The organism is Methylosinus trichosporium OB3b, assembly GCF_002752655.1.
Classification (GTDB): Bacteria; Pseudomonadota; Alphaproteobacteria; order Rhizobiales; family Beijerinckiaceae; genus Methylosinus; species Methylosinus trichosporium.
In genome coordinates this window covers 1,030,914-1,051,036 of sequence record NZ_CP023737.1, presented here as the reverse complement: position 1 = coordinate 1,051,036, position 20,123 = coordinate 1,030,914, and the positions used below count along the sequence as shown (strand labels likewise).

General features: G+C 67.4%; 11 protein-coding genes, 2 pseudogenes and 1 riboswitch. Of the genes and pseudogenes, 3 read left to right on the top strand and 10 right to left on the bottom strand.

Translation table 11 applies throughout. From position 1 onward, the window contains the following. Window positions 1-10 precede the first annotated feature (10 nt). The 4 genes and pseudogenes from CQW49_RS24370 to CQW49_RS04980 all read right to left on the bottom strand — a co-directional run bounded on the left by CQW49_RS24370 (window position 11) and on the right by CQW49_RS04980 (window position 9,279). Window positions 11-5,293 carry a beta strand repeat-containing protein gene (locus tag CQW49_RS24370; protein ID WP_003610649.1) on the bottom strand — a complete coding sequence of 1,761 codons (5,283 nt, stop codon included), beginning with the start codon at window positions 5,291-5,293 and terminating at the stop codon, window positions 11-13. A 144-nt stretch (window positions 5,294-5,437) separates the two neighbouring features. Then, complete coding sequence (locus tag CQW49_RS25415) at window positions 5,438-6,166, bottom strand: class I SAM-dependent methyltransferase (protein ID WP_244441384.1); 729 nt, start codon at window positions 6,164-6,166, stop codon at window positions 5,438-5,440. Window positions 6,167-6,250: 84 nt separating this feature from the next. Then, a pseudogene (purD, locus tag CQW49_RS25410) lies at window positions 6,251-7,522 on the bottom strand (phosphoribosylamine--glycine ligase); the annotation flags it as partial. 170 nt (window positions 7,523-7,692) lie between these two features. Beyond that, window positions 7,693-9,279 carry a CYTH and CHAD domain-containing protein gene (locus CQW49_RS04980; RefSeq protein WP_003610654.1) on the bottom strand — a complete coding sequence of 529 codons (1,587 nt, stop codon included), beginning with the start codon at window positions 9,277-9,279 and terminating at the stop codon, window positions 7,693-7,695. Window positions 9,280-9,490: 211 nt separating this feature from the next. On the opposite strand from CQW49_RS04980, the gene CQW49_RS04975 reads away from it, so the two are divergent. Continuing rightward, on the top strand, window positions 9,491-10,315 hold the full coding sequence (locus tag CQW49_RS04975) for a nickel/cobalt efflux transporter (protein WP_003610656.1): 825 nt from the start codon (window positions 9,491-9,493) through the stop codon (window positions 10,313-10,315). Here CQW49_RS04975 and CQW49_RS04970 read toward each other — a convergent pair. From CQW49_RS04970 to CQW49_RS25405, 6 genes and pseudogenes are all read right to left on the bottom strand, one after another. Continuing rightward, complete coding sequence (locus CQW49_RS04970; protein WP_003610658.1) at window positions 10,288-11,184, bottom strand: SDR family oxidoreductase; 897 nt, start codon at window positions 11,182-11,184, stop codon at window positions 10,288-10,290. The genes CQW49_RS04975 and CQW49_RS04970 overlap by 28 nt on opposite strands. A gap of 146 nt (window positions 11,185-11,330) precedes the next feature. Then, window positions 11,331-14,111: a heavy metal translocating P-type ATPase gene (locus tag CQW49_RS04965; protein ID WP_003610660.1), complete on the bottom strand. Its 2,781-nt coding sequence runs from the start codon at window positions 14,109-14,111 to the stop codon at window positions 11,331-11,333. A gap of 25 nt (window positions 14,112-14,136) precedes the next feature. Further along, complete coding sequence (locus CQW49_RS04960) at window positions 14,137-14,613, bottom strand: methyltransferase family protein (protein WP_003610661.1); 477 nt, start codon at window positions 14,611-14,613, stop codon at window positions 14,137-14,139. Window positions 14,614-14,671: 58 nt separating this feature from the next. Next, window positions 14,672-15,067, bottom strand: coding sequence for a type II toxin-antitoxin system HicB family antitoxin (locus tag CQW49_RS04955; RefSeq protein WP_003610663.1), 396 nt, complete (start codon window positions 15,065-15,067; stop codon window positions 14,672-14,674). Between the two features lie 338 nt (window positions 15,068-15,405). Further along, window positions 15,406-16,317: a hypothetical protein gene (locus CQW49_RS24365; protein ID WP_003610665.1), complete on the bottom strand. Its 912-nt coding sequence runs from the start codon at window positions 16,315-16,317 to the stop codon at window positions 15,406-15,408. A gap of 196 nt (window positions 16,318-16,513) precedes the next feature. After that, a pseudogene (locus tag CQW49_RS25405) lies at window positions 16,514-16,699 on the bottom strand (IS1595 family transposase); the annotation flags it as partial. A 47-nt stretch (window positions 16,700-16,746) separates the two neighbouring features. Continuing rightward, window positions 16,747-16,846: riboswitch (TPP riboswitch) on the top strand. A gap of 57 nt (window positions 16,847-16,903) precedes the next feature. Here CQW49_RS25405 and thiC point away from each other — a divergent pair. Next, entirely contained in the window at window positions 16,904-18,727 is a 1,824-nt protein-coding gene (thiC, locus tag CQW49_RS04945; RefSeq protein WP_003610667.1) for a phosphomethylpyrimidine synthase ThiC, read from the top strand. 313 nt (window positions 18,728-19,040) lie between these two features. Further along, a complete protein-coding gene (locus CQW49_RS04940; protein WP_003610669.1) occupies window positions 19,041-20,123 on the top strand; it encodes an efflux RND transporter periplasmic adaptor subunit in 1,083 nt (360 codons plus the stop codon).

Sequence of the window (20,123 nt, the reverse complement as noted above, 5' to 3'; positions counted from 1 at the left end):
CGCGCTCGTCTCACGACACCGCCTGCGCGAGCGCGTCGATCTGCGCAGTGGTCATGCTCGCGAGCTGCGTCGTCGTGAACGCCGCCACCTGATTGCCGTTCAGCGCCTCGAGCTCGGTGGTGGTCAGCGCCGCGATCGCCGTCGTCGAGAAGGCCGCGACCTGCGTCGTCGTCAGTCCCGAGAGCTGGCGGCCGGAGAAGGACGACAAGGTCGTCGCTTCGAGATTGTTGAGCTGCTGCGTCGTCAGCGCGCCGACCTGGGTCGAGGTCAGCGCTGAAAATTGCGCGCTGGTGAGAGCGGAGAGCGACGTCGTCGTCAGATCGACGATCTGCGTCGTCGCGAGCGCGGCCACTTGCGTGGTGTCGAGAGCGCCGAGCTGCGTCGTCGTCAGCGCGCGCAGCTGCTCGCGGATCAGGCCGGAGAGCTGGACCGCCGTCAATGCCTGGATCTCGGTGGTGGTGAGCGCTTGCGCCTGCGTCGCCGTCAGCGCGCTGATCTGCGTCGTTTCCAGTCCGGTAAATTGCGTCGTGGTGAGCGTCGCGATCTGCGTCGTGGTCAGCCCGGCGATTCCGTCGCTCGACAGCGCGCCGATCTGCGTCGCCGCCAGCGCGGAAAACTGCGTCGACGACAGCGTCGCCGTCTGGGTCGCCGTGAAGCCGCTCATCTCCGTGGTCGACAGCAGCGCGATCTGCGTCGTGGCGAGGCTCGCCAATTGCGCCGTCGTCAGCGCCCCGAAGGCGGTGGCCGAAATGCTGGAGAATTGCGTCGTCGTCAGCGCGGCGAGCTCCGATGGATCGAGACCGGCGATCGCCGTCGGCAAGAGCGCGGCGATCTGCGTTGCCGTCAAGGCGGCGGACTGAGTGGCGGAGAGCGCGGCGATCTGCGTGACGACCAAGCCGGAGACTCCGGTCGAGGAGAGCGCGGCGATCTGCGCGGCGGAGAGCGCTTGCAGATCAGTGGAGTCGAGCGTGGCGACCTGTGTCGAGGTCAATCCACCGAGCTCGAACGCGGTGAGCTGCTTGAGCTGCGTCGTCGTCAGCGAATCGAATTGCGTCGTGTCGAAGGCGCCGATCGCGGTCGAGGAGAAGGCGGCGAGCTGCGTGCTGGCGAGCGCCCCGATGCGCGTCGTCGTGAGGCCGGCGACGCCAATCGTGGTGAAGCCGCCGATCTGCGCGGCCGAGAGCGCGGAGAACTGCGTGGTCGTGAGCGCCCCGACGTCGGTCTGAGTCAATCCGCCGATGGCGTCGCTCGTCAGCGCGCCGATCTGCGTCGTCGTCAGAAGGGCTAGCTGTGTCGTCGAGAAGGCGCCCATTTGCGTCGCCGTCAACCCGGCGAGCTGCGTCGTGACGAGCTGGCCGATCTGCTCCGATGTGAGCGCGCCGATCTGCGTCGTCGTCAGCGCCGCGATTCCGGTGGCGGCGAGGCTGCGGAACTGCGTCGTCGTCAGCGCGCCGACCTCTTCCGGCGTCAGCCCGGCGACGGCCGTGGTCGAGAGCGCGGCGATCTGCGTCGAGGTGACATTGGCGAGCTGAGTGGTGGAGAAGAGGCCGATCTGCGTCGCCGCGAGTCCAGCAATGGCGGTCGACGTCAACGCGCGGATCGTCGTCGTCGTCAGCGCGGCGATCTGCGTCGCGCTGAGCTCGCCGATCTGGGTCGAGACGAGGCCGCGCGACTGCGTCGCGGTGAGCGATGCGATTTCCGTCGTTGTCATCGCGTCGATCTGGGTCGTGGCGAGCGCGCCGATCTGCGTTGCGGTCAGCGCGCCGATCTGCGTCGAGGCCAGAGCCGCGATCCGTGTCGCCGTCAGGCCGGCGATCGCGCTGGTCGAGAGCACGGCGAGCTGCGTCGTGGCGAACGCGTCGAATTGCGTCGCGGCGAGGCTTGCGAGCTGTGTCTGCGTCAGTCCGCCGAGCTCGGTCGTCGTCAGCGCCGCGACATCGGCGGTCGTGAGGGCGGAGAGCCCGGTCGTGGTCACGGCGCCGAGCTGAATGGAGGCCATCGCGCGCAGCTGTGTCGTCGCCAGCGCGTCGATGGCGCTAGTCGTCAAGGCGGCGACGGCCGTGGTCGAGAGGCCGGTGATTTGCGTGCTCGTCAGAGCCGCGAGCTGATCGAGGCCGAGCGCGGCGATCTGCGTCGCGCCGAGGGCATTCATCTGCGTGGAGGTGAGCGCGCGCAGCTGCGTCGTCGAGAGGCCCGCGACGACGGTCGTGTTCAGCGCGCCGACGGCGGCGTAGCCGAGCGCGGAAATCTGCGTCGTCGTCAGCGCGCCGATCTCTGTTGTCGTCAGCGCCGCCGCCTGTGTGGAAGTCAGTCCGCCGATCTCCGTCGTCGTCAGCGCGGTGAGCTGCGTCGTCGTCAGCGCGCCGATCTGCGATGTCGTCAGGGCGCCGATCTGCGTGGCGGCGAGGCCGCGCAATTGCGTCGTCGTCAGCGTCGTCAGAACGCTCGTCGAAAGGCTCGAAATCGCGTCCGACGAGAGGCCGGAGATCTGGCGTGAGGACAGAGCGGCGATCTGCGTCGATGTGAGCGCGGCGAGCTGCGTGTCGACCAGCGCCGCCATCTGCGTCGTCGCCAGGGCGCCGATCTGCGTGACGCTGAGCGTGGCGATGTCCGTGCTCGACAATCCGCCGAGGCCGGCCGTCGACAGCGCCGCCATCTGCGTCGTCGTGAACGCGGTGAGCTGCGACTCCCCGAGCGCGGCGATCTGCGTGTCCGCGAGGGCGCGCAGCTGCGTCGCCGTCACGGCGCCGATCTGCGTCGTCGACAGCGTCGCTATGTCGGTGGTCGACATGGCGCTGAAGGCGGCCGCTCCGATGGCGGCGATCTGCGTCGTGGTGAGCGCGCCGAGCTGCGTGGTTGTCAGCGCACGGATTTGCGTCGTCCCGATGCCGACCAGCGCCGTCGACGCCAGCGCGCTCACCTGCGTCGTCGAGAGCGCCGCGATCTGCGTCTCCGCCATCGCCGCGAGCTGCGTCGATGTCAGCGAGCCGATTTGTCGCGTCGTGAGCGCGGCGGCCTCGGTCGCCGAGAGTCCGGCGACGGCGGTCGACGAGAACGCCGAGATTTGCGTCGTCTGCAGCACCGCGAGTTGTGACGCGGTCAAGGCCCCGAGCTGATCGGCGGAGAGGCTCTTGAGTTGCGTCGTCGACATTACCGCGATTTGCGTCGTGGAGACGCCGGCGATCTGCTGCGTCGAGAGGCCGGCGAGCGCGGAAGAGGCGAGCGCGGCGAATTGCGCCGTCGTCAGCGCGTCGAGCTGCGTCGCCGAGAAATCATCGAGCTGTGACGAGGTGAAGGCGGAAATATCGTTCGTCGTGAGCGCGGCGAACTGATCCGGGCCGAAGGCGGCGATCTGCGTCTCGTTGAGCGCGCGCAGCTGCGCGGCGGTCAGAGCGTCGAGCTGGCTCGAGGCGAGGCCGTCGATCTGATCGCTGGTGAGGCCGCTGATCCCGGTGACCGAAAGGCCGGCGATCTGCGTGGTCGAGAGCGCTGCGAGCTGGGTCTGCGTAAGCGCCTCCACTTGCGTGTCGACGAGGCCGGTGAGCGCGCGCGACGCCAGCGCCGACATTTGCGTCGCGGCGAGCGCGCCGATCTGCCTGGTGTCGAGCGAGGCGAGCTGCGCCGCGCCGAATCCGCTCGTCTGCGTCGTCGTCAGCGCGGCGATGCGAGTGGTCGTGAACGAATCGAGCTGCGTCGAGGTCAGAGCGGCGATCTGCGTGGAGGTCAGCGTGGAAAATTGCGTGGTCGAGAACCGCGCCAGCGTATCGGCGTCGGCGGCGGCGATCTGCGCGGAGGAGAGGCGTTCGGCCGGCAGCGCCTGCACCTCGGTCGTCGTCAGCGCGGCGATCTGGGTTTTCGTCAGCGCGCGCGTCTGCGTCGTCGTCAGATCGGCGAGCTGCGACGTCGACAATCTGTGCAGCGTATCCGTTCCCAGCGCGCCGATCTGCACGGCGGTCAGCGCCGCCGCCTGCGTCGCCGTGAACGCCTGAATCTCGGTGGTCGCGAGCGCGTTGAGGAATGTGCTCGTCAGCGCGGACATCTGCGTCGTCACGAGCGCCGCGAGCTGAGTCGCGGAGAGCTCGCCCCGCCCGTCCGCGGTGAGGGCGGTGATTTGCGCGGCCGAGAGCCGCGTGGCCGGCAGCGCTTCGATCTCGGTCGCGGACATGGCGCCGAGCTGCGTCGTCGTGAGCGCGCGCGCTTGCACGGTCGTCAATGCGCCGAGCTGCGTCGTCGTGAGATTGTCGATCTGTGTCGAGGTGAGTCCGGCGACCTGCGCTGCGGTGAGCGCTGCGGCCTGCGTCGTCGTCAACGATTGCAGAAGCGTCGCTTCCAGGCCGTTGAGCGCGGTCGTCGACAAGGCGCCGATCTGCGTCGCCGAGAAAGCGGCGATCTGATCCGTGGAGAGATTGCCGAAAGCGGTGGTCGAGAGATTGGCGATCTGCGCATAGGAGAAGCCGGCGACAGACAATGATTGCATCCGCGTCGCCGTCATGCTGGTGAGCTGCGTCTGCGTGAGGCTGCGAACCTGCGTGGTCGTCAATGCTGCGAGCTGCGTGGTGGTGAGATTGGCGAGCTGCGTCGTGGTGAGCGCGGTGATTTGTGACGCCGCGAGTCGCGCCGTCTGCGTCGTGGTCAAAGACTGCAGATCGTCGACGGTGAGGCTGTTGATCGCGGTCGTCGACAGAGCGGCGATCTGCGTCGCGCCCAGCGAGGCGAGCTGCGTCGTCGTCAGATTGTCGACCTCGGTCGCGTCGAGCTTCGCGATCTGGCCGGCCGAGAGATTGCCGACGGTGAGCGCGATGATCTGATCGAGCGACAGCGCATTGAGCTGCGTCGAGGTAAGGCTGCGCGCCTGCGTCGTCGACAGCGCGCCGATCTGCGTCGTCGTGAGATTGGCGAGCTGCGTCGTCGACAAGGCGCCGATCTGCGACGCGGCCAGCGCCGCGAGCTGCGTGTCGGCGAGCGAGTGGACTTGCGTCGTGGTGAGGTCATTGACTTCAGTGGACGTCAGCGCGGCCATCTGCGTCGTCGTGAAGGCGGAAAGATCGTCCGCGGCCAACACCTCGAATTGTCCGAGCGAGAGCCCCATCAGCGCGGCGCGCGAGAGCGCCGCCACCTGCGTCGAAGACATCGTTTCGAGATTGGTGGTCGAGAGATTGTTGAGCTGCGTCGCGGTCAGCGCGGCGATCTGCGAGGTGGAGAAGGCTTCGATATCCTCCGTGTCGAGCTGGCGCATGATGGTCGTCGTGAGATGGGCGACCTGCCAAGTGGTGAGGGAGGAGATGACCGACATGGGAGCCCCGCTGCTCGGGCGTCGGCGCGCGCGACGAGCCGCGGGCCACAAACGCTCCGCTCCTCGCGCCGGACCGGCGACGCGCGGATCGCCGCAGGCTAACGGCGCGACGCTTGCGCGAGGCTGGCCTCGCGCTCTGAATCTCTATAGGAACGCCGCGCGCGTGATCGCGGGGAGACGCTCGCGTGCGAAGGGCAGCTGCGACAGCCAGCCGAAGATGAGCCCGCGCCATCCGCGATAGAGCCGGTAATCGAAGGTCTCGACCTGCTCGATCCCGGCCCAGTCGCGCAGGGCCGGCGCGATCTCGCTGCGGTTGAGGCCCCAGGGCATATGCGGCACGGTGAAATTCGGCCCCGGCTTATAGCCTTCGAGCGTCTGCTTCGAGAGCCAGCGCGGCACATGATCGAAGCAGAAGGACGCGCCGGGAAAGCGCTGCGCCATATCTGCGATCAGCGACGCCACCTCCTGCGGCGGCAGATACATCAGCAGTCCTTGCGCGGTGATGTAGACCGGCCGTCCCGGCGGAACCGCGTCGAACCAGCGGCGGTCGAGTGCGCTCATCGCGATATGGAGATGATGATCGTCGGGCGCGATGAAGCGCTCGCGGATGGCGATCGATTCGGGAAGGTCGACGGTGATCCACAGCGCGTCGGCGCCGCCGACGCGATAGCGATGCGTCTCCAGGCCCTCGCCGAGATTGACGATGACGCCATCGGGATGCGTGGCGAGAAAGCCGCGCAGCTCCTCGTCGAAGAAGGCGGCGCGCGCGGCGTGCGACGGCGTCGCAGGCCCGAAAGCGCCTTCGTAATCATAATCGAGCGCGCGATAGATCTCGAGCGTCTTGGCGTCCTTCAGCACGCCGTCCGAGCGCATCGCCTCGCCGGCGCGATTGTGCAGCGTCCACAGCATGGTCTCCGGCACGCCGGCGAGAGCGGGCGTGATCTTGTCGGCGCCCGCGCGCTCGCGCGCCGCAGCGCGCCAGCCGATGTCGCGGCGGCAGAATCCTTCCGGCCAGTCGATCGCGTCGACGCCCGCATAGGCGCGGCGTTGCGCCTCGCTCACCGTGTCGGCGAGAGCGGTGACGTTCAGCACGCGCCCGCCCGCTGCGAGAAGCCGCGCGCCGTCGCGGCGCGTCCCTGCATGAGTGACGACGACCCCTTCGAGCGCGCCCGCGCGTTCGAGCCCACGGATTTCGGTTCCCGTCAGCGGCGTTCCCGGATAACCCCGCGCCGCCAGCACCACGGTCAACGCGACGCGCGGCGAGAAGCGCGGCCTTCGCGTCGGCAGCGCGCCTGCCGCTGCGGCGCGCATCAGCTCCAGCAGATCATCCTCGAGCCGCGGCAGCATCGCCTGCGTCTCCGGATCGCCGAAGCGGACATTGAACTCGATCAGCTTCGGCCCATCCCGCGTCAGCATCAGCCCGGCGAACAAGACGCCGGAGAAGGGCGCGCCCATCTCGCGCATCGCCGCGAGCGTCGGCGCGACGATGCGGCTCATGATCTGCGCTTCCACCTCGGCGGTCGCCGCCGGCGCCGGCGAATAGGCCCCCATGCCGCCGGTGTTGGGCCCGGTGTCGCTTTCGCCGACACGCTTGTGATCCTGCGCCGAGGCGAAGGGGAGCGCGCGGGCGCCGTCGCAGATCGCGAAGAAGGACAGCTCCTCGCCCTCGAGCTTCTCCTCGATCACCACCTCGGCGCCCGATGCGCCGAAGGCGCCGGCGAACATTGCCTCGACGGCGCGCTCCGCCTCTTCCAGCGTCTCGGCGACGACGACGCCCTTGCCGGCCGCGAGCCCGTCGGCCTTCACGACGATCGGCGCGCCGTGCGAGCGAACATGCGCGAGCGCCGCGTCCTTGTCGGAAAAGCGCGCATAATCGGCGGTGGGGATGGCGTGGGCGCGGCAGAGATCCTTGACGAAGCCCTTGGACCCCTCGAGCCGCGCCGCCGCCTTGGACGGGCCGAACACGGCGACGCCGGCCGTGCGCAACACATCGGCGAGGCCGTCGACGAGCGGCTGCTCGGGGCCGACGACGACGAGGCCGATGTCCTGCTCCGCGCAGAAGCGGGCGACGCTCGCATGATCGGCGGCGTCCAGCGCGACGATCTTCCCGACCTCGGCCATCCCCGGATTTCCGGGAGCGATGTAGAGGCGCGTCAGCGAAGGGCTGCGGGCGAGCGTCAGCGCGATCGCATGCTCGCGCCCGCCGGAGCCGATGAGGAGGACATTCATGTGTTGCGTCTCGGAAGAAGTGTGGGCCCGCCGCTGCATAGGCCTTCGCGCGCCCGCGCGAAAGGGCGCGCGCCGAGCCTCGGCCTCTTCGCGAGTGATGCGAGCCTGAAGGCTCGCGGTCCAAGCCCGCGGCCCCTGGACCGCGAGCCTTCAGGCTCGCTCTTGCGCGATCACCGCCAGAACGGCTCCAGCGACTTCAGTGATTTCTCGATTCTGCGCCAGTCGGCCGTGCGGGCCTCTTGCGCATGGGCGCACCAGCCGGCGGCGAAGGCGCTCGCCGGCGCGGCGGCGGGCTGTTCCTCGCCGATCGCACGCAGCAGATCGGCGGCCACGGCCATGTCATTGGCGGCGCCGAGCGCGTCCTGCAGCGCCGCCGAGCGCTTCAGATATTTGCGCGCACGGGAGGGGGAGTCGAACAGAGACTCGAAGAATTCGGCGCCGTAGCGCGCCTTCTTGAAGGCGATGCGCGCCCCGTGGCGCTGCTGCGGCGTCAGCTCGGCAAGGCCGCGCGCCTTCTTCATCGCCTTGCGATGCAGCCGGTCGAGCGAACGCAGCGCGAAGACGCGCGCTGAGCCGGCCGCGGCCGGATCGAGCGTATGCTCGCCTTCGGCCACGGCGGGGCGCCAGTCGCGCGCGGCGAGGGTGGCGCGCAGGTCGAGCGCGAATTGCGTCGTCTCCGGCGCGGCGATCAACGCCTTCGCGGCGGCGTGACGCTCCGCCCTGCGGCATTCGACGGCGTCGAGCAGCGCATAATAGCTCGGCTCGTCCTTCGCCTTCGCCAGCGCTCCGTCGGCGAGCATGTCCTTCAGCACGTCGAGATTGCGCGCCTCGCCCAAGGTCGCGGCAATTTCCTTGGCGCGCCCGCTCGCGCGCCGCAGCCCCTCGCTGTCGACGCCGCGCCTCAGCAGGCCGAGGCCGGCGCGCAGACGCCGCAGCGCCACGCGCAGCTGGTGAATGGCCTCCTCCGGCGCCGGGGAATGCACGAGCGCGGGCCAATTGGCGAGGAAATGGTCGAGGCAGGCGCCGGCCATGGCGACGATGGCCTCGTCGAGCGTGGCGCGGGGCGTGAGCGTCACGCGCCTCGTCTTGACGGCGCGAATCTCCTCGCCCGCCATCTCGTGCAACGCCATCTCGGCCGCGCTCGTCGGCAGGCAGCGCAGCGGCGCGCGGCGCGCCAGCTCCGCGGCGAGCCGCCAAAGCCGCGCCTCCTCGCCCTCGACGAGCGCGAGCTCGAGCTCGTGAAAGCTGGCGCGTCGGCCGCAATAATCGAGGGCGCCGTCCTCGAAGCGCACGCGCACGCGCGCGTCGGCGAGCTCGATCATCCGCTCGCGGCGCTCGGTCTCGGCGATGCAACGCGCTTCGAGCGGCCGGTCGGCGATCTGTCGGCGCAGATCCTCGGAGCAGCCGAGCAATTCTCCGACCTCGAGCGAGGGCACGCGCAATTCGATCGTGCTGCGCGCGCCGGCGGCGTCGGCCGGGCGGCTCCAGCTCAGCTCGACGAAGGAGGCGCCGTGCATCTCATAGCCGCGCAGCAGAATATTCTGCCGGCGGAGGTCGTCGGCGGCGGTGTCGAAAATGATCGAGCGCAGGCGTCGCGGCGGACGCGAGACCGCGCCGGTCGACAGGCAGTCGCTGCGCATGGCCGCGGTCATGCCGGCGCGATCGACGCTGAAGCGCACATGCGGGCCGTCGCTGCGGCGCTGGCGCGGGCCGCGCGCGGCGTCCGCGGGCGCGGGGATGGCGGACGGGCAATTCATGACAACCGTGAAGGCCCTTTCGGCAGGACGGAAGCAACATCGACCGCCCCCGCGTCCGGGTCAAGAGAATCCGACGCGGACACGATCTCCGAGCGTTCGGAAAATCGCTATTTATCATTAAGTTCTATTTCTGCTGCGGCGCAAGGAGGAGGGGCCCTTACAAGAGCGCGCGAAAATCGGTATATGCCGAGCCGCGGAGATTGGCGGGTAAATGTCGAACATAGCGGATCTCTTTCGTGACGGAGCGGCCAATGCGTGGCTGTTCGCCCCGACCGCGGTGGCGCTCGGGGCGCTGCACGGACTTGAGCCTGGCCATTCGAAAACCATGATGGCGGCCTTCATCGTCGCCGTGCGCGGCACTGTGGCGCAGGCGGTGCTGCTCGGCCTCGCCGCGACGCTCTCGCATACGGCGATCGTCTGGATCATCGCGCTCGGCGGAGTCTATTTCGGCTCGCGCTGGAGCACGGAGGCGAACGAGCCTTATCTGCAGATCGCCTCGGGCGTCCTCATTCTCGCGGTCGCGGCATGGATGGCGTGGCGCACATGGGCGGATCGACGCGAGGTCGCGGCCCATTCGCATCATGAGCATGATCACCACCACGATCATGATCATCATCATGAGCATTCTCACGATGCGCTGCTCGCGCTCGACGAGGAGACTCTCGGCGCGCATGAACGCGCCCATGCCGAGGAGATCGAGCGGCGCTTCTCCAACCGCCGGGTGACGACCGGGCAGATCCTGCTGTTCGGGCTGACCGGCGGGCTCATCCCCTGTCCGGCCTCGATCACCGTGCTGCTGCTGTGCCTGCAGCTCGACCGCATGATTCTCGGCGCGGCGCTGGTGCTCGCCTTCAGCATCGGCCTCGCCCTCACCATGATCGCCGTCGGCGTCGCCGCGGCGATCGGCGTGCGTCACGCCTCGACGCGCTTCTCCGGCTTTCAGCAGATCGCCGCCAAGGCGCCCTATTTCTCTGGCGCGCTGGTCTCGCTGGTCGGGCTCTACACGATCTATTCGGGCTTCGCCGCGCTCGTGTGACCGGGCGCGAAGGACAGCGCCCGCACGCCGCGCGTGATCGGCTCTGCGAGGAAGAAATCCAAAATAGCGTCGACCTTCGGGTCGACCGCATATTTGGAGAAATCCGTCTCGCCTTCCTCCTTCAACACATTCACATCGACGAAGAAATTGCCGGTGCAGGCGCGCGCCTCGCGCGTCAGGATCGCATGAGCGGCGTCGGCGACGATCCCGGGCTTTCGCGCGCGGCGTAGCGCCTCCTGCCCGCCGAGCAGATTGCCGACCGCGGCGGTGGCGATGGCGGTCTCCGGCCACAAGGAATTGACCGCGATTCCCTTGGCCGCGAGATCACGCGCGAGGCCGAGGGTGACGAGGCTCATGCCATATTTGGCCATCGTATAGCCGAGGTTCGGCGAGAACCAGCGCGGATCGAGATCGAGCGGCGGCGACAGAGTGAGAATATGCGGATTCTCGGCCCTTGCGAGATGTGGCAGAGCGAGCTTGGCGCAGAGATAGGTTCCGCGCGCATTGATCTGATGCATGAGATCGAAGCGCTTCATCTCGAGCTGGTCGATCCCACGCAGATCGATGGCGCTGGCGTTGTTGACGAGAATATCGAGCGCGCCGAACACGCCGACCGTCTTCTCGATCGCCTCCTCGACCTGCGCGTCGAAGCGAATGTCGCAGGGCAGGGCCAGCGCGCGGCCGCCCGCCGCCTCGATCTCCGCCGCGGCGGTGAACACCGTGCCGGGGATTTTGGGATTCTCGGCGACGCTCTTGGCGGCGACGGCGACATTGGCGCCGTCGCGCGCCGCGCGCAGAGCGATGGCGAGACCGATGCCGCGGCTGGCGCCGGTGATGAACAGGGTCTTGCCGGCCAGCGATCCCGTCATTGTCGTCGTCCTCGTTTTTCTCGTTCACTAGCTTCGTCATTGCGAGCGGAGCGAAGCAATCCAGGGCCGTGGGGCGGGTTCTTCGTCGCTGCGCTCCTCGCAATGAAGCCGCCCTTTATGTCGCGGCTTGTCGTGACGTGTTGAAATCACGCCGCGACGCGCGCGGGATAGCCGGCGTCGGTGATGACCTTGGCGAGAGCTTCCGGGTCCTTGGGCGAAGGCGACACCTGCACCTTGCCCGTCGCGAGATCGATCGCCACCTGCGCCTCCGGCTCGACCGATTGCACCGCTTGCGTCACATGCTTCACGCATTTGCCGCAGGACATTTCCTGAACTTCGAACGTCGTCGTCATGGAGGCTTCCTCTTCTTGCAGTGCTTCGAGATGCGAGCCCGAAGGCTCGCGGTCCAGAGGGCGCGCGTCGGACCGCGAGCCTTCAGGCTCGCTTCCCACAGCCTCGACCGGCGGACGGAACCGTCGCAGCCTCAGCGCATTGGTCAGCACGAACACGCTCGACAGCGACATGGCACCGGCGCCGAGCATGGGCGACAGCAGCATGCCGTTGATCGGATAGAGCGCGCCGGCGGCGACCGGAATCAGCACGATATTATAGGCGAAGGCCCAGAACAGATTTTGCGCGATATTGCGCAAGGTGGCGCGCGAGATGGCCAGCGCCGCCGGCACCTTCGACACATGGCCGGACATCAGCACGACATCGGCGGCTTCGATCGCTATGTCGGTTCCGGTGCCGATGGCGACGCCGACATCGGCGGCGGCGAGGGCCGGCGCGTCATTGACGCCGTCGCCGACGAAAGCGATTTTGCGCGTCCCGCGCAGACGCTGCAGCGCCTCGACCTTGCCGGCCGGCATCACGCCGGCGATGACTTCGTCGATGCCGAGCTTGGCTGCGATGGCGCGCGCCGTGCGCTCGTCGTCGCCGGTGATCATCGCCGTGGCGACGCCCTGCGCATGCAGCGCGGCAATGGCGGCGGCGCTCGTCTCCTCGAGCGGATCGGCGACGCAGAGGATGGCGGCGAGGCGCTCGTCGATGGCGACATAGAGCGGCGTCTTGCCCTCGTCGGCGAGCCGCGCGGCCGTGTCGGCGAACATGCCGGCGTCGAGGCCGAGCGAGGTCATGAAACGCAGCGCGCCGACCGCGACCCTGCGCCCATCGACGCGCGCCGTGACGCCCATGCCCGGCGTCGCGACGAAGCTTTGCACAGCGCCGAGCGCGAGGCCGCGCGCCTTGGCCGCGGCGACGACGGCGCCGGCGATCGGATGCTCGGATTGCGCCTCGACGCTGGCCGCGAGCCGCAGGGCTTCGTCGGCGTCGATTCCCGCCGCCGCCTCGAGATCGGTGAGCGCCGGCTTGCCGCGCGTGAGCGTGCCGGTCTTGTCGAAGGCGATGAGAGTCACATCGCGCAAGCTCTGCAGCGCCTCGCCCTTGCGGAACAAAATGCCGAGCTCGGCCGCGCGGCCCGTGCCGGTCATGATCGCCGCGGGCGTCGCGAGCCCCATGGCGCAAGGGCAGGCGATGATCAGCACCGCCACGGCGGCGACGAGCGCATAGGACACGTCGCGCTGCGGGCCGAAGGCGAGCCAGACCGCGCAGGTGAGCGCGGCGATCCCCAGCACCGCGGGCACGAAGACGGCGGTGACGCGATCGGCCAGCGCCTGAATGGGCAGCTTCGCGCCCTGCGCCTGCTCGACCATGCGGATGATGCCGGCGAGCGCGGTGTCGGCGCCGACGCGCGTCGCGCGGAAGGTGAAGGCGCCGGTGGTGTTGACCGTGCCGCCGGTGACCTCGTCGCCGATGTGCTTTCCGACCGGCAGCGGCTCGCCGCTGATCATGGATTCGTCGACATGCGACGCGCCTTCGACGACGACCCCATCCGTGGCGATCCGCTCGCCGGGGCGGATGACGACGAGATCGCCGACGGCGACCTCGTCGATCGGCGTCTCGATCTCGGCGCCGTCGCGCTTCACCCGTGCGGTCTTCGGCTGCAGCTTGGCGAGCGCGCGGATCGCCTCCGACGTGCGGCCCTTGGCGCGCGCCTCCAGCGTGCGGCCGAACAGGATCAGCGTGATGATGACGCAGGCGGATTCATAATAGACATCGGCGGCGCCGCTCGGCAGCAGCGCCGGTGCGAAAGTGGCGACGACCGAATAGAGATAGGCGGCCGATGTGCCGAGCGCGACCAGCGCGTTCATGTCCGGATGGCCGCGCCACAGCGAGGGAAAACCCTTGGCGTAGAAGGGGCGGCCGGGACCCGCCAGCACCAGTGTCGTGAGGACGAAAGCGATGATGCGCGGGAGCTGATGGCCGAGCGTGGCCATGATCCACTCGTGGAAGCCGGGGATCGTGTGCGCGCCCATCTCGAGGATCAGCACGGGCGTGGTCAGCGCGGCGGCGATCAGGAGGCGCCGGCGCAGCTCGCTCGCCTCGGCGTCGCGCGTCTCGCTCTGCCGTTCGGCCGAGGCGCCGGCGATGTCGCGCGGCTCATAGCCGGCCTGCGTCACGGCGCGCTTCAGCGCCGGGGCGACGTCGCCGAGCGTGCGCAAGCGGGCGCGCTCGGTCGCCAGATTGACCTCGGCGGAAATGACTCCGGGCACGGCGCGCAGCGCTTTCTCGACATGGGCGACGCAGGAGGCGCAGGTCATGCCGCCGACGCCGATCTCGATGGTCTCGACGGACGGCTCATAGCCGGCGTCGCCGACCGCTTTCGCCAGAGCGGCGAGATCGGCGCCGGGTGCGAGCGCGACATCGGCGCGCTCGGTCGCGAGATTGACCGAAGCCTCGATGACGCCGGGCGTCGCCCGCAGCGCTTTTTCGACATGAGAGACGCAGGAGGCGCAGGTCATGCCGCCGACCCCGAAGGAGAGGCGGCAGGCGGCGCCTTCATCGGCGGCGGCGCGCGCATCGGACATGAGGCTTACTCCTCGAGACAGCGAATCATAGCCAACGCCGCGTGCGCGCGACATAGGCCTCATAGTCGCGGCCGAAGCGGCGCGCCAGATGACGCTCCTCCGGCTCTATGGCGAGCCTTTTGAGAGCGACCGCCATCACCGGCGCCAGCAGCAGGATCGCCGGCGCGGCGAGGACGAGGCCGAGGCCGGCGACCAGCGCGACATTGCCGACATAGATAGGGTTGCGCGAGAAGCGGAAGGGGCCGTTGGTGACGAGGCTGGAGACGGCGCGGTCCGGCCGCACGGTGGTGCCGCGCCTCCACATCAGCCGCACGCACCAGACGTCGATGGAGAAGGCGAGGACGATCAGCAGGACGCCGAGCGTCCGCGCCCAATCGGGCCAGGAGGTCGGCCCCGGCAGCAGCGAATCGACGAGCGCGCCGCCGCCGATGGCGCCGACCAGCAGCAGCGGCGGCCAGGGAATGCGGGAGGGCGGGGCGGTCCCGGTGTCGTCTGCGGTCATGGCGCGCGTCCTTTCGCAGTGGAGATTGCGATGGCGGCGCGAAATTGCAAGCGGCGGATCAGATCGCGGCGATCTTCGCGCGGGCCGCGCTGGCGAGAAAGGCCGAGCGGGTGACGCCGCTGCGCCGCGCCGCTTCGTCGATCGCCTCGAGCAGGCCGGCGTCGAAGGTGACATTGGCGCGCACGGTTCGCCCAGAGTCGAGGAGGAGGGGAATCATCACGGTCGCTTCGCCGGCGCCGACCTCGCCGGAGGCGAGGATATCGGCGAGATTGCTGGCAGGCGGTATCGTGAAGCCGCCGTCCCGTTTATACGAGACGACATCGCGCAGCGCGGCCACGGCCGAGGTGATCGCTTCTTCAGGCGTCGATCCGCCGCCTTGAGCGCCCGGAATGTCGGGAATGCGCACGCCCCAGACATCGTCCGAGCCGTCGATGATGCCGACGTAATGAACCATTCTGGGCGTCTCCTACTGGTCTGCTTCATCGAGATCGATAGCTTCGAGAGCGAGCCTGAAGGCTCGCGGTCCAAGCGCGGCCCTGGACCGCGAGCCTTCAGGCTCGCTCTTTTGCTCCCTTCAAGCGAGATGACGCCGCCCTCTCGGCGGCTCCGTCCCGAATGAGAAGGCGCCTCGGTGCGATGCCGGACCCCAAAGCGCCGACGCAGTTCGCGACAGCGCTCGCCCGTCCACCCTGCTCGCCGGCGATCGGGAAAAGGAAAAATCCCTAACCCTCGTCCTGAGGAGGCGTGAATTTTGATGCATATCGCGCGGTGCTTATAGTCAAAACTTCATATCTAGCTGAGTTGATCTCTAATCCATTTTACAAACTCTGGCCTATCGTCTTTTGAGCCACCTTTTAATACCATTTCTTCAAAAAATAGCTGCCGCGTTTCTTTGCTTTCCTGTACCAATTTTAATTCACGAGGAAGAAGGTCTACATTTGACTCGAACATGAAGCCCGTATCTATAGGATGCCTTGGCGAGGGGTTCATGATTGGCTCTAGGTGGATAAGCCAAAAAAAACCTTCCCCAGCATTTCCGCATATCTCGACCTGAAAAATAACCGCGTTATATCGTTTTGATCTTCGGAAGAACTCAAATGTAGTTTTCATGAGGTAGAATGAGATATCGTTCAGATCATACCATGAGGAAGGAACATGTAGAAACAATATTGCTGGATCGTCTGGTGGCACTTGTTTGCGTTTTGACAATAGCTTGTTGTTAAGCGCTTTTTTACTAAAAGTTTGGCTGAGAAATTCGCTTACCTCAACATTTATCAGCGTGCCAGCTGGTGCTTGTACTATAAAATCAAAGTCTTTCCCCTTTATGCCCGTTTCCTCGTTGAGGGTAACTCTGAAGCCTCTGCGCTTAAAGAATCCTGTTGCTGATAGTTCGAAGAAAACTGGCCTGACATCCCTTTCTAAGAGACGCCTTATCGCAACTCCGAACGTCGGCTCATCACTCATGTAAAACAAGCACTCTGCCAAATGCGTTATTCGTTCAACATAGGCTGGATCAACGTGGCCATTGTGATCTACTTTTTTCTTTATGAAGGGGTCGTTGAATTGATCGGGGAACTTCCCGCTATAGTCAGCTATGATGAAGGTCGACATCAAAGCGTTGCGACGCATTCGGTCACCCGGGTCCACATATTCGTGATATAATTCAATCAGTTTGTGGCGCAGTCGCGGGGAGACGAAAGCCATGATGGAGCCAGCAAGAGAGAAATACAGTGATGCCGAAGCGCAGCCGTGAATGAACGCGGCCCTTCGTGGTGCGCGCCTTGTTGGCTATGCCCCAGCTACCGTGACTCCGAAAAAGGAAAAAGGAAAGCCCGTTAAGGCTTCCTCTCCAAAGAAGGCTTCCTCCCGCGCTCTCCCGCCAGCGCAAAAAGCGAGCAGCTTAAACCGCCATATGGGCGCTGGTAGACTGGTTATAGGTGAGGCGCTTGCCTTCGGCGCCCTTCACCGCGGACACGGTGCGTTCAACGTTGCCGTGGCCGAAGCTTGACGCGGTGATTGTGGCGGAAGTCAAATTCCCAAGGTAGCAGTGCAAGTGCTTTTCGCCACAGTGCTGATAAACGCCGCTGCTCGCCTCCCTCCCTTGCCGCATCCCCCCACGAGGGCTAACATCATGGCAATGGCGAGGGGCGCCGCTCTCTTCGAGCGGCTGAGAAGCACCCGTCGAACCTGATCCGGGTAATGCCGGCGCGAGGGAAGGCCAGATCGACGTCGCTCCGACGATGCGGGGCGGCGTCCGTCCTCCTCGCGCCATGCCTCGAGGAGAGCGACGATGAATCATCACGACAAGCGGCCGACCAGCGTCACCACCGGCCCCATCGGCGCCTCCCAAAAGCACTATTGCGCGCCGCAGGGCCGCGCCGACATAAAAGTCCCCGTCCGCGAGATCGCGCTGCATCCGTCCTCCGGCGAGCCGCCGCTGCGCGTCTATGATTCCTCCGGCCCCTATAGCTGCGCGGAGTTCTCGCCCGACCTCTCCGCCGGCCTGCCGGCGGCGCGGCCCTGGCTGGCGACGCGCGCCGGGCTCGAGACTTATGAGGGCCGGGCGGTGAAGGCGGAGGACAATGGTTTCGTCGGCGAGGATCGGCTGGTCCCGCCCTGTCCGGCCGCGCGCGCGCTGCGCCGCGCCAGCGGTTCGGCGCCGGTCACGCAGCTCGAATTCGCGCGCGCCGGAATCGTCACCGAGGAGATGATCTATGTCGCCCATCGCGAGAACCTCTGCCGCGAGCGCGCCTTCGCGCAGGCCGCCGAGCGCATCGCGGCGGGAGAGAGCTTCGGCGCCGAGATCCCCGCTTTCGTGACGCCGGAATTCGTGCGCGAGGAGGTCGCGCGCGGCCGCGCCATCATTCCCGCCAACATTAATCATCCGGAAGCCGAGCCGATGATCATCGGCCGCAATTTCCTGGTGAAGGTCAACGCCAATATCGGCAATTCCGCCATCACCTCCTCGGTCGCCGAGGAGGTGGAGAAGATGGTGTGGTCGATCCGCTGGGGCGCCGACACGGTGATGGACCTCTCCACCGGCCGCAACATCCACAATATCCGCGACTGGATCATCCGCAACGCGCCCGTGCCGATCGGCACCGTGCCGATCTATCAGGCGCTGGAGAAGGTCGGCGGCGACGCTGCCAAGCTCGATTGGGAAGTATTCTCCGACACGCTGATCGAGCAGGCGGAGCAGGGCGTCGATTACTTCACCATTCACGCCGGCGTGCGCCTCGCCCATGTGCCGCTGACCGCCAACCGCGTTACCGGCATCGTCTCGCGCGGCGGCTCGATCATGGCGCGCTGGTGCCTCTCGCGCCATTGCGAGAGCTTCCTCTACGAGCATTTCGAAGACATTTGCGACATCATGCGCCGCTATGACGTCTCCTTCTCGCTCGGCGACGGCCTGCGTCCGGGCTCGATCGCCGACGCCAATGACGCCGCGCAATTCGCCGAGCTGGAGACGCTCGGCGAATTGACCAAGATCGCCTGGGACAGAGGCTGCCAGGTGATGATCGAAGGCCCCGGCCATGTGCCGATGCACAAGATCAAAGTGAACATGGAGAAGCAGCTCGCCGAATGCGGCGAGGCGCCCTTCTACACGCTCGGCCCGCTCGTCACCGACATCGCGCCGGGCTACGACCACATCACCTCGGGCATCGGCGCGGCGATGATCGGCTGGTTCGGCACGGCGATGCTCTGCTATGTGACGCCCAAGGAGCATTTGGGTCTTCCCGATCGCGACGATGTGAAGACCGGCGTCATCACCTATCGCATCGCCGCCCACGCCGCCGATCTCGCCAAGGGGCATCCCGCGGCGCAGGAGCGCGACGACGCCATGAGCCGCGCGCGCTTCGATTTTCGCTGGGAGAACCAGTTCGACATCGGGCTCGATCCCGACACGGCGCGGCGCTATCACGACGAGACCTTGCCCAAGGAGGCGCATAAGGTCGCGCATTTCTGCTCCATGTGCGGGCCGAAATTCTGCTCGATGCAGATCACCCGCGATCTGCGCGACGAGGCGGCGGCGATCGCCGAGCAGGAGAAGGGGTTCGCCGAGAAGAGCGCGGAGTTTTTGGCGAAGGGCGCGAAAATCTACGTCGAGGGATGAGCGCGCGCCCCGTCGCTTTCGATGGCGCAGCAGGGCGCCGCATTCGAGGCGATGAGCCGAGAGTTTCCAGCGTCATGGCCGCGACAAGCGCGGGCATGACGCGGTTGCACGGAAGTTGTCAAACTGGACTCTGAACTCTGATCGCTCAGTGACGAATATTGATTTTCATCATTGTTCAAACTAGTGGTCTGCGTCGGCCGTCTTGCGGTCTTTCGAGAGCGCGCCAGGGCTCGCTCTCTTGCGGACATTTCGAATGGGATCACGCGAGCCGCCAGAGCCGCCTCATCGTCGAAATGCGCGGGGATGCGGCGAGATGCGAAATATTTGCTTTTTTCTCCTCGTCTCCCTCGCAGCCGGCGCGCTCGCCGGCTGCGACGATTCGACCAAGGGGTCCGAGGCGCCGCAGCTGCGCGTGGCGCTGGTCGCGCCGGTGCGCTTCGCGCCGCTGGCGCCGCCGCGCCGTTTCATCGCGACGATCCGGCCGCGCATCGAGGCGGATCAGGGCTTCCGCGTCGCCGGCAAGGTGATGCGGCGCGTCGTCGAGAACGGCCAGCGCGTGCGCGAAGGCGATCTCCTCGCCACGCTCGACGAGACCGATCTGCGTCTGCAGAAGGAGCAGGCCGACGCCGAGCTCGCCGCCGCGCGCATGGCGCTGAAGCAGGCCGCCGCCGACGAGGGCCGCGCGCAGAAGCTGCGCAAGGACGGATGGACGCCGCAGGCGACGCTCGACCGCCAGCGCGCGGCGGCCGAGGAGGCGCGCGGGCGCGAGACGCGTGCGCTGCGCGCCGTCGAGCTCGCGGCCAATGCGCTTGGCTACGCCGCGCTGCGCGCCGAGGCCGACGGCATAGTGACCGCGGCGCTCGTCGAGCCGGGGCAGGTGGTCGCCGCCGGACAGCCGGCGCTGCGCCTCGCCCGCTCCGGCGAGCTCGAGGCCGTGGTCGCTCTTCCGGAGGCCTTCGCCGCTCTCGCCGGCGCCGGCTCGGCGCGGCTGACGCTCTGGCCCTTCCCCGACAAGACTTATCCGGCGCGCCTGCGCGAGCTCGGCGCCGCCGCCGATCCCGTCACCAAGACTTATCCGGCGCGCTTCTCGATCGACGGCGCCGACGCCGCCGTCGCCATCGGCATGAGCGCGACCCTCGCGATCGAGAGCGCGGACGCGCGCAAGGCGGCGAGCGTTCCGCTGGCGGCTCTCTTCGATCAAGGCCAGGGACCGAGCGTCTGGAAGGTCGAAGGCGACGGCAGCCTGACGCTCGCGCCGGTCGAGGTGCTGCGCTACGAGGCGCGGACGGCGCTGCTCGCACGCGGCGTCGCCGAGGGCGACCGCATCGTCGCGCTCGGCGCGCATAAGCTCGCCGCCGGCGAGAAAGTGCGGCCGGTCGCCGCCGACGCGCTGTGA

Bases quoted from the DNA above. Each gene is read 5' to 3' on its own strand.
- CQW49_RS25415 (WP_244441384.1), bottom strand. From the start codon at position 6,166: ATGCGCTCGGACGGCGTGCTGAAGGACGCCAAGACGCTCGAGATCTAT.
- CQW49_RS24365 (WP_003610665.1), bottom strand. From the start codon at position 16,317: ATGGCTTTCGTCTCCCCGCGACTGCGCCACAAACTGATTGAATTATAT.
- thiC (WP_003610667.1), top strand. From the start codon at position 16,904: ATGAATCATCACGACAAGCGGCCGACCAGCGTCACCACCGGCCCCATC.
- CQW49_RS04980 (WP_003610654.1), bottom strand. From the start codon at position 9,279: ATGAATTGCCCGTCCGCCATCCCCGCGCCCGCGGACGCCGCGCGCGGC.
- CQW49_RS04975 (WP_003610656.1), top strand. From the start codon at position 9,491: ATGTCGAACATAGCGGATCTCTTTCGTGACGGAGCGGCCAATGCGTGG.
- CQW49_RS04970 (WP_003610658.1), bottom strand. From the start codon at position 11,184: ATGACGGGATCGCTGGCCGGCAAGACCCTGTTCATCACCGGCGCCAGC.
- CQW49_RS04960 (WP_003610661.1), bottom strand. From the start codon at position 14,613: ATGACCGCAGACGACACCGGGACCGCCCCGCCCTCCCGCATTCCCTGG.
- CQW49_RS04940 (WP_003610669.1), top strand. From the start codon at position 19,041: ATGCGAAATATTTGCTTTTTTCTCCTCGTCTCCCTCGCAGCCGGCGCG.
- CQW49_RS24370 (WP_003610649.1), bottom strand. From the start codon at position 5,293: ATGTCGGTCATCTCCTCCCTCACCACTTGGCAGGTCGCCCATCTCACG.
- CQW49_RS04955 (WP_003610663.1), bottom strand. From the start codon at position 15,067: ATGGTTCATTACGTCGGCATCATCGACGGCTCGGACGATGTCTGGGGC.
- CQW49_RS04965 (WP_003610660.1), bottom strand. From the start codon at position 14,111: ATGTCCGATGCGCGCGCCGCCGCCGATGAAGGCGCCGCCTGCCGCCTC.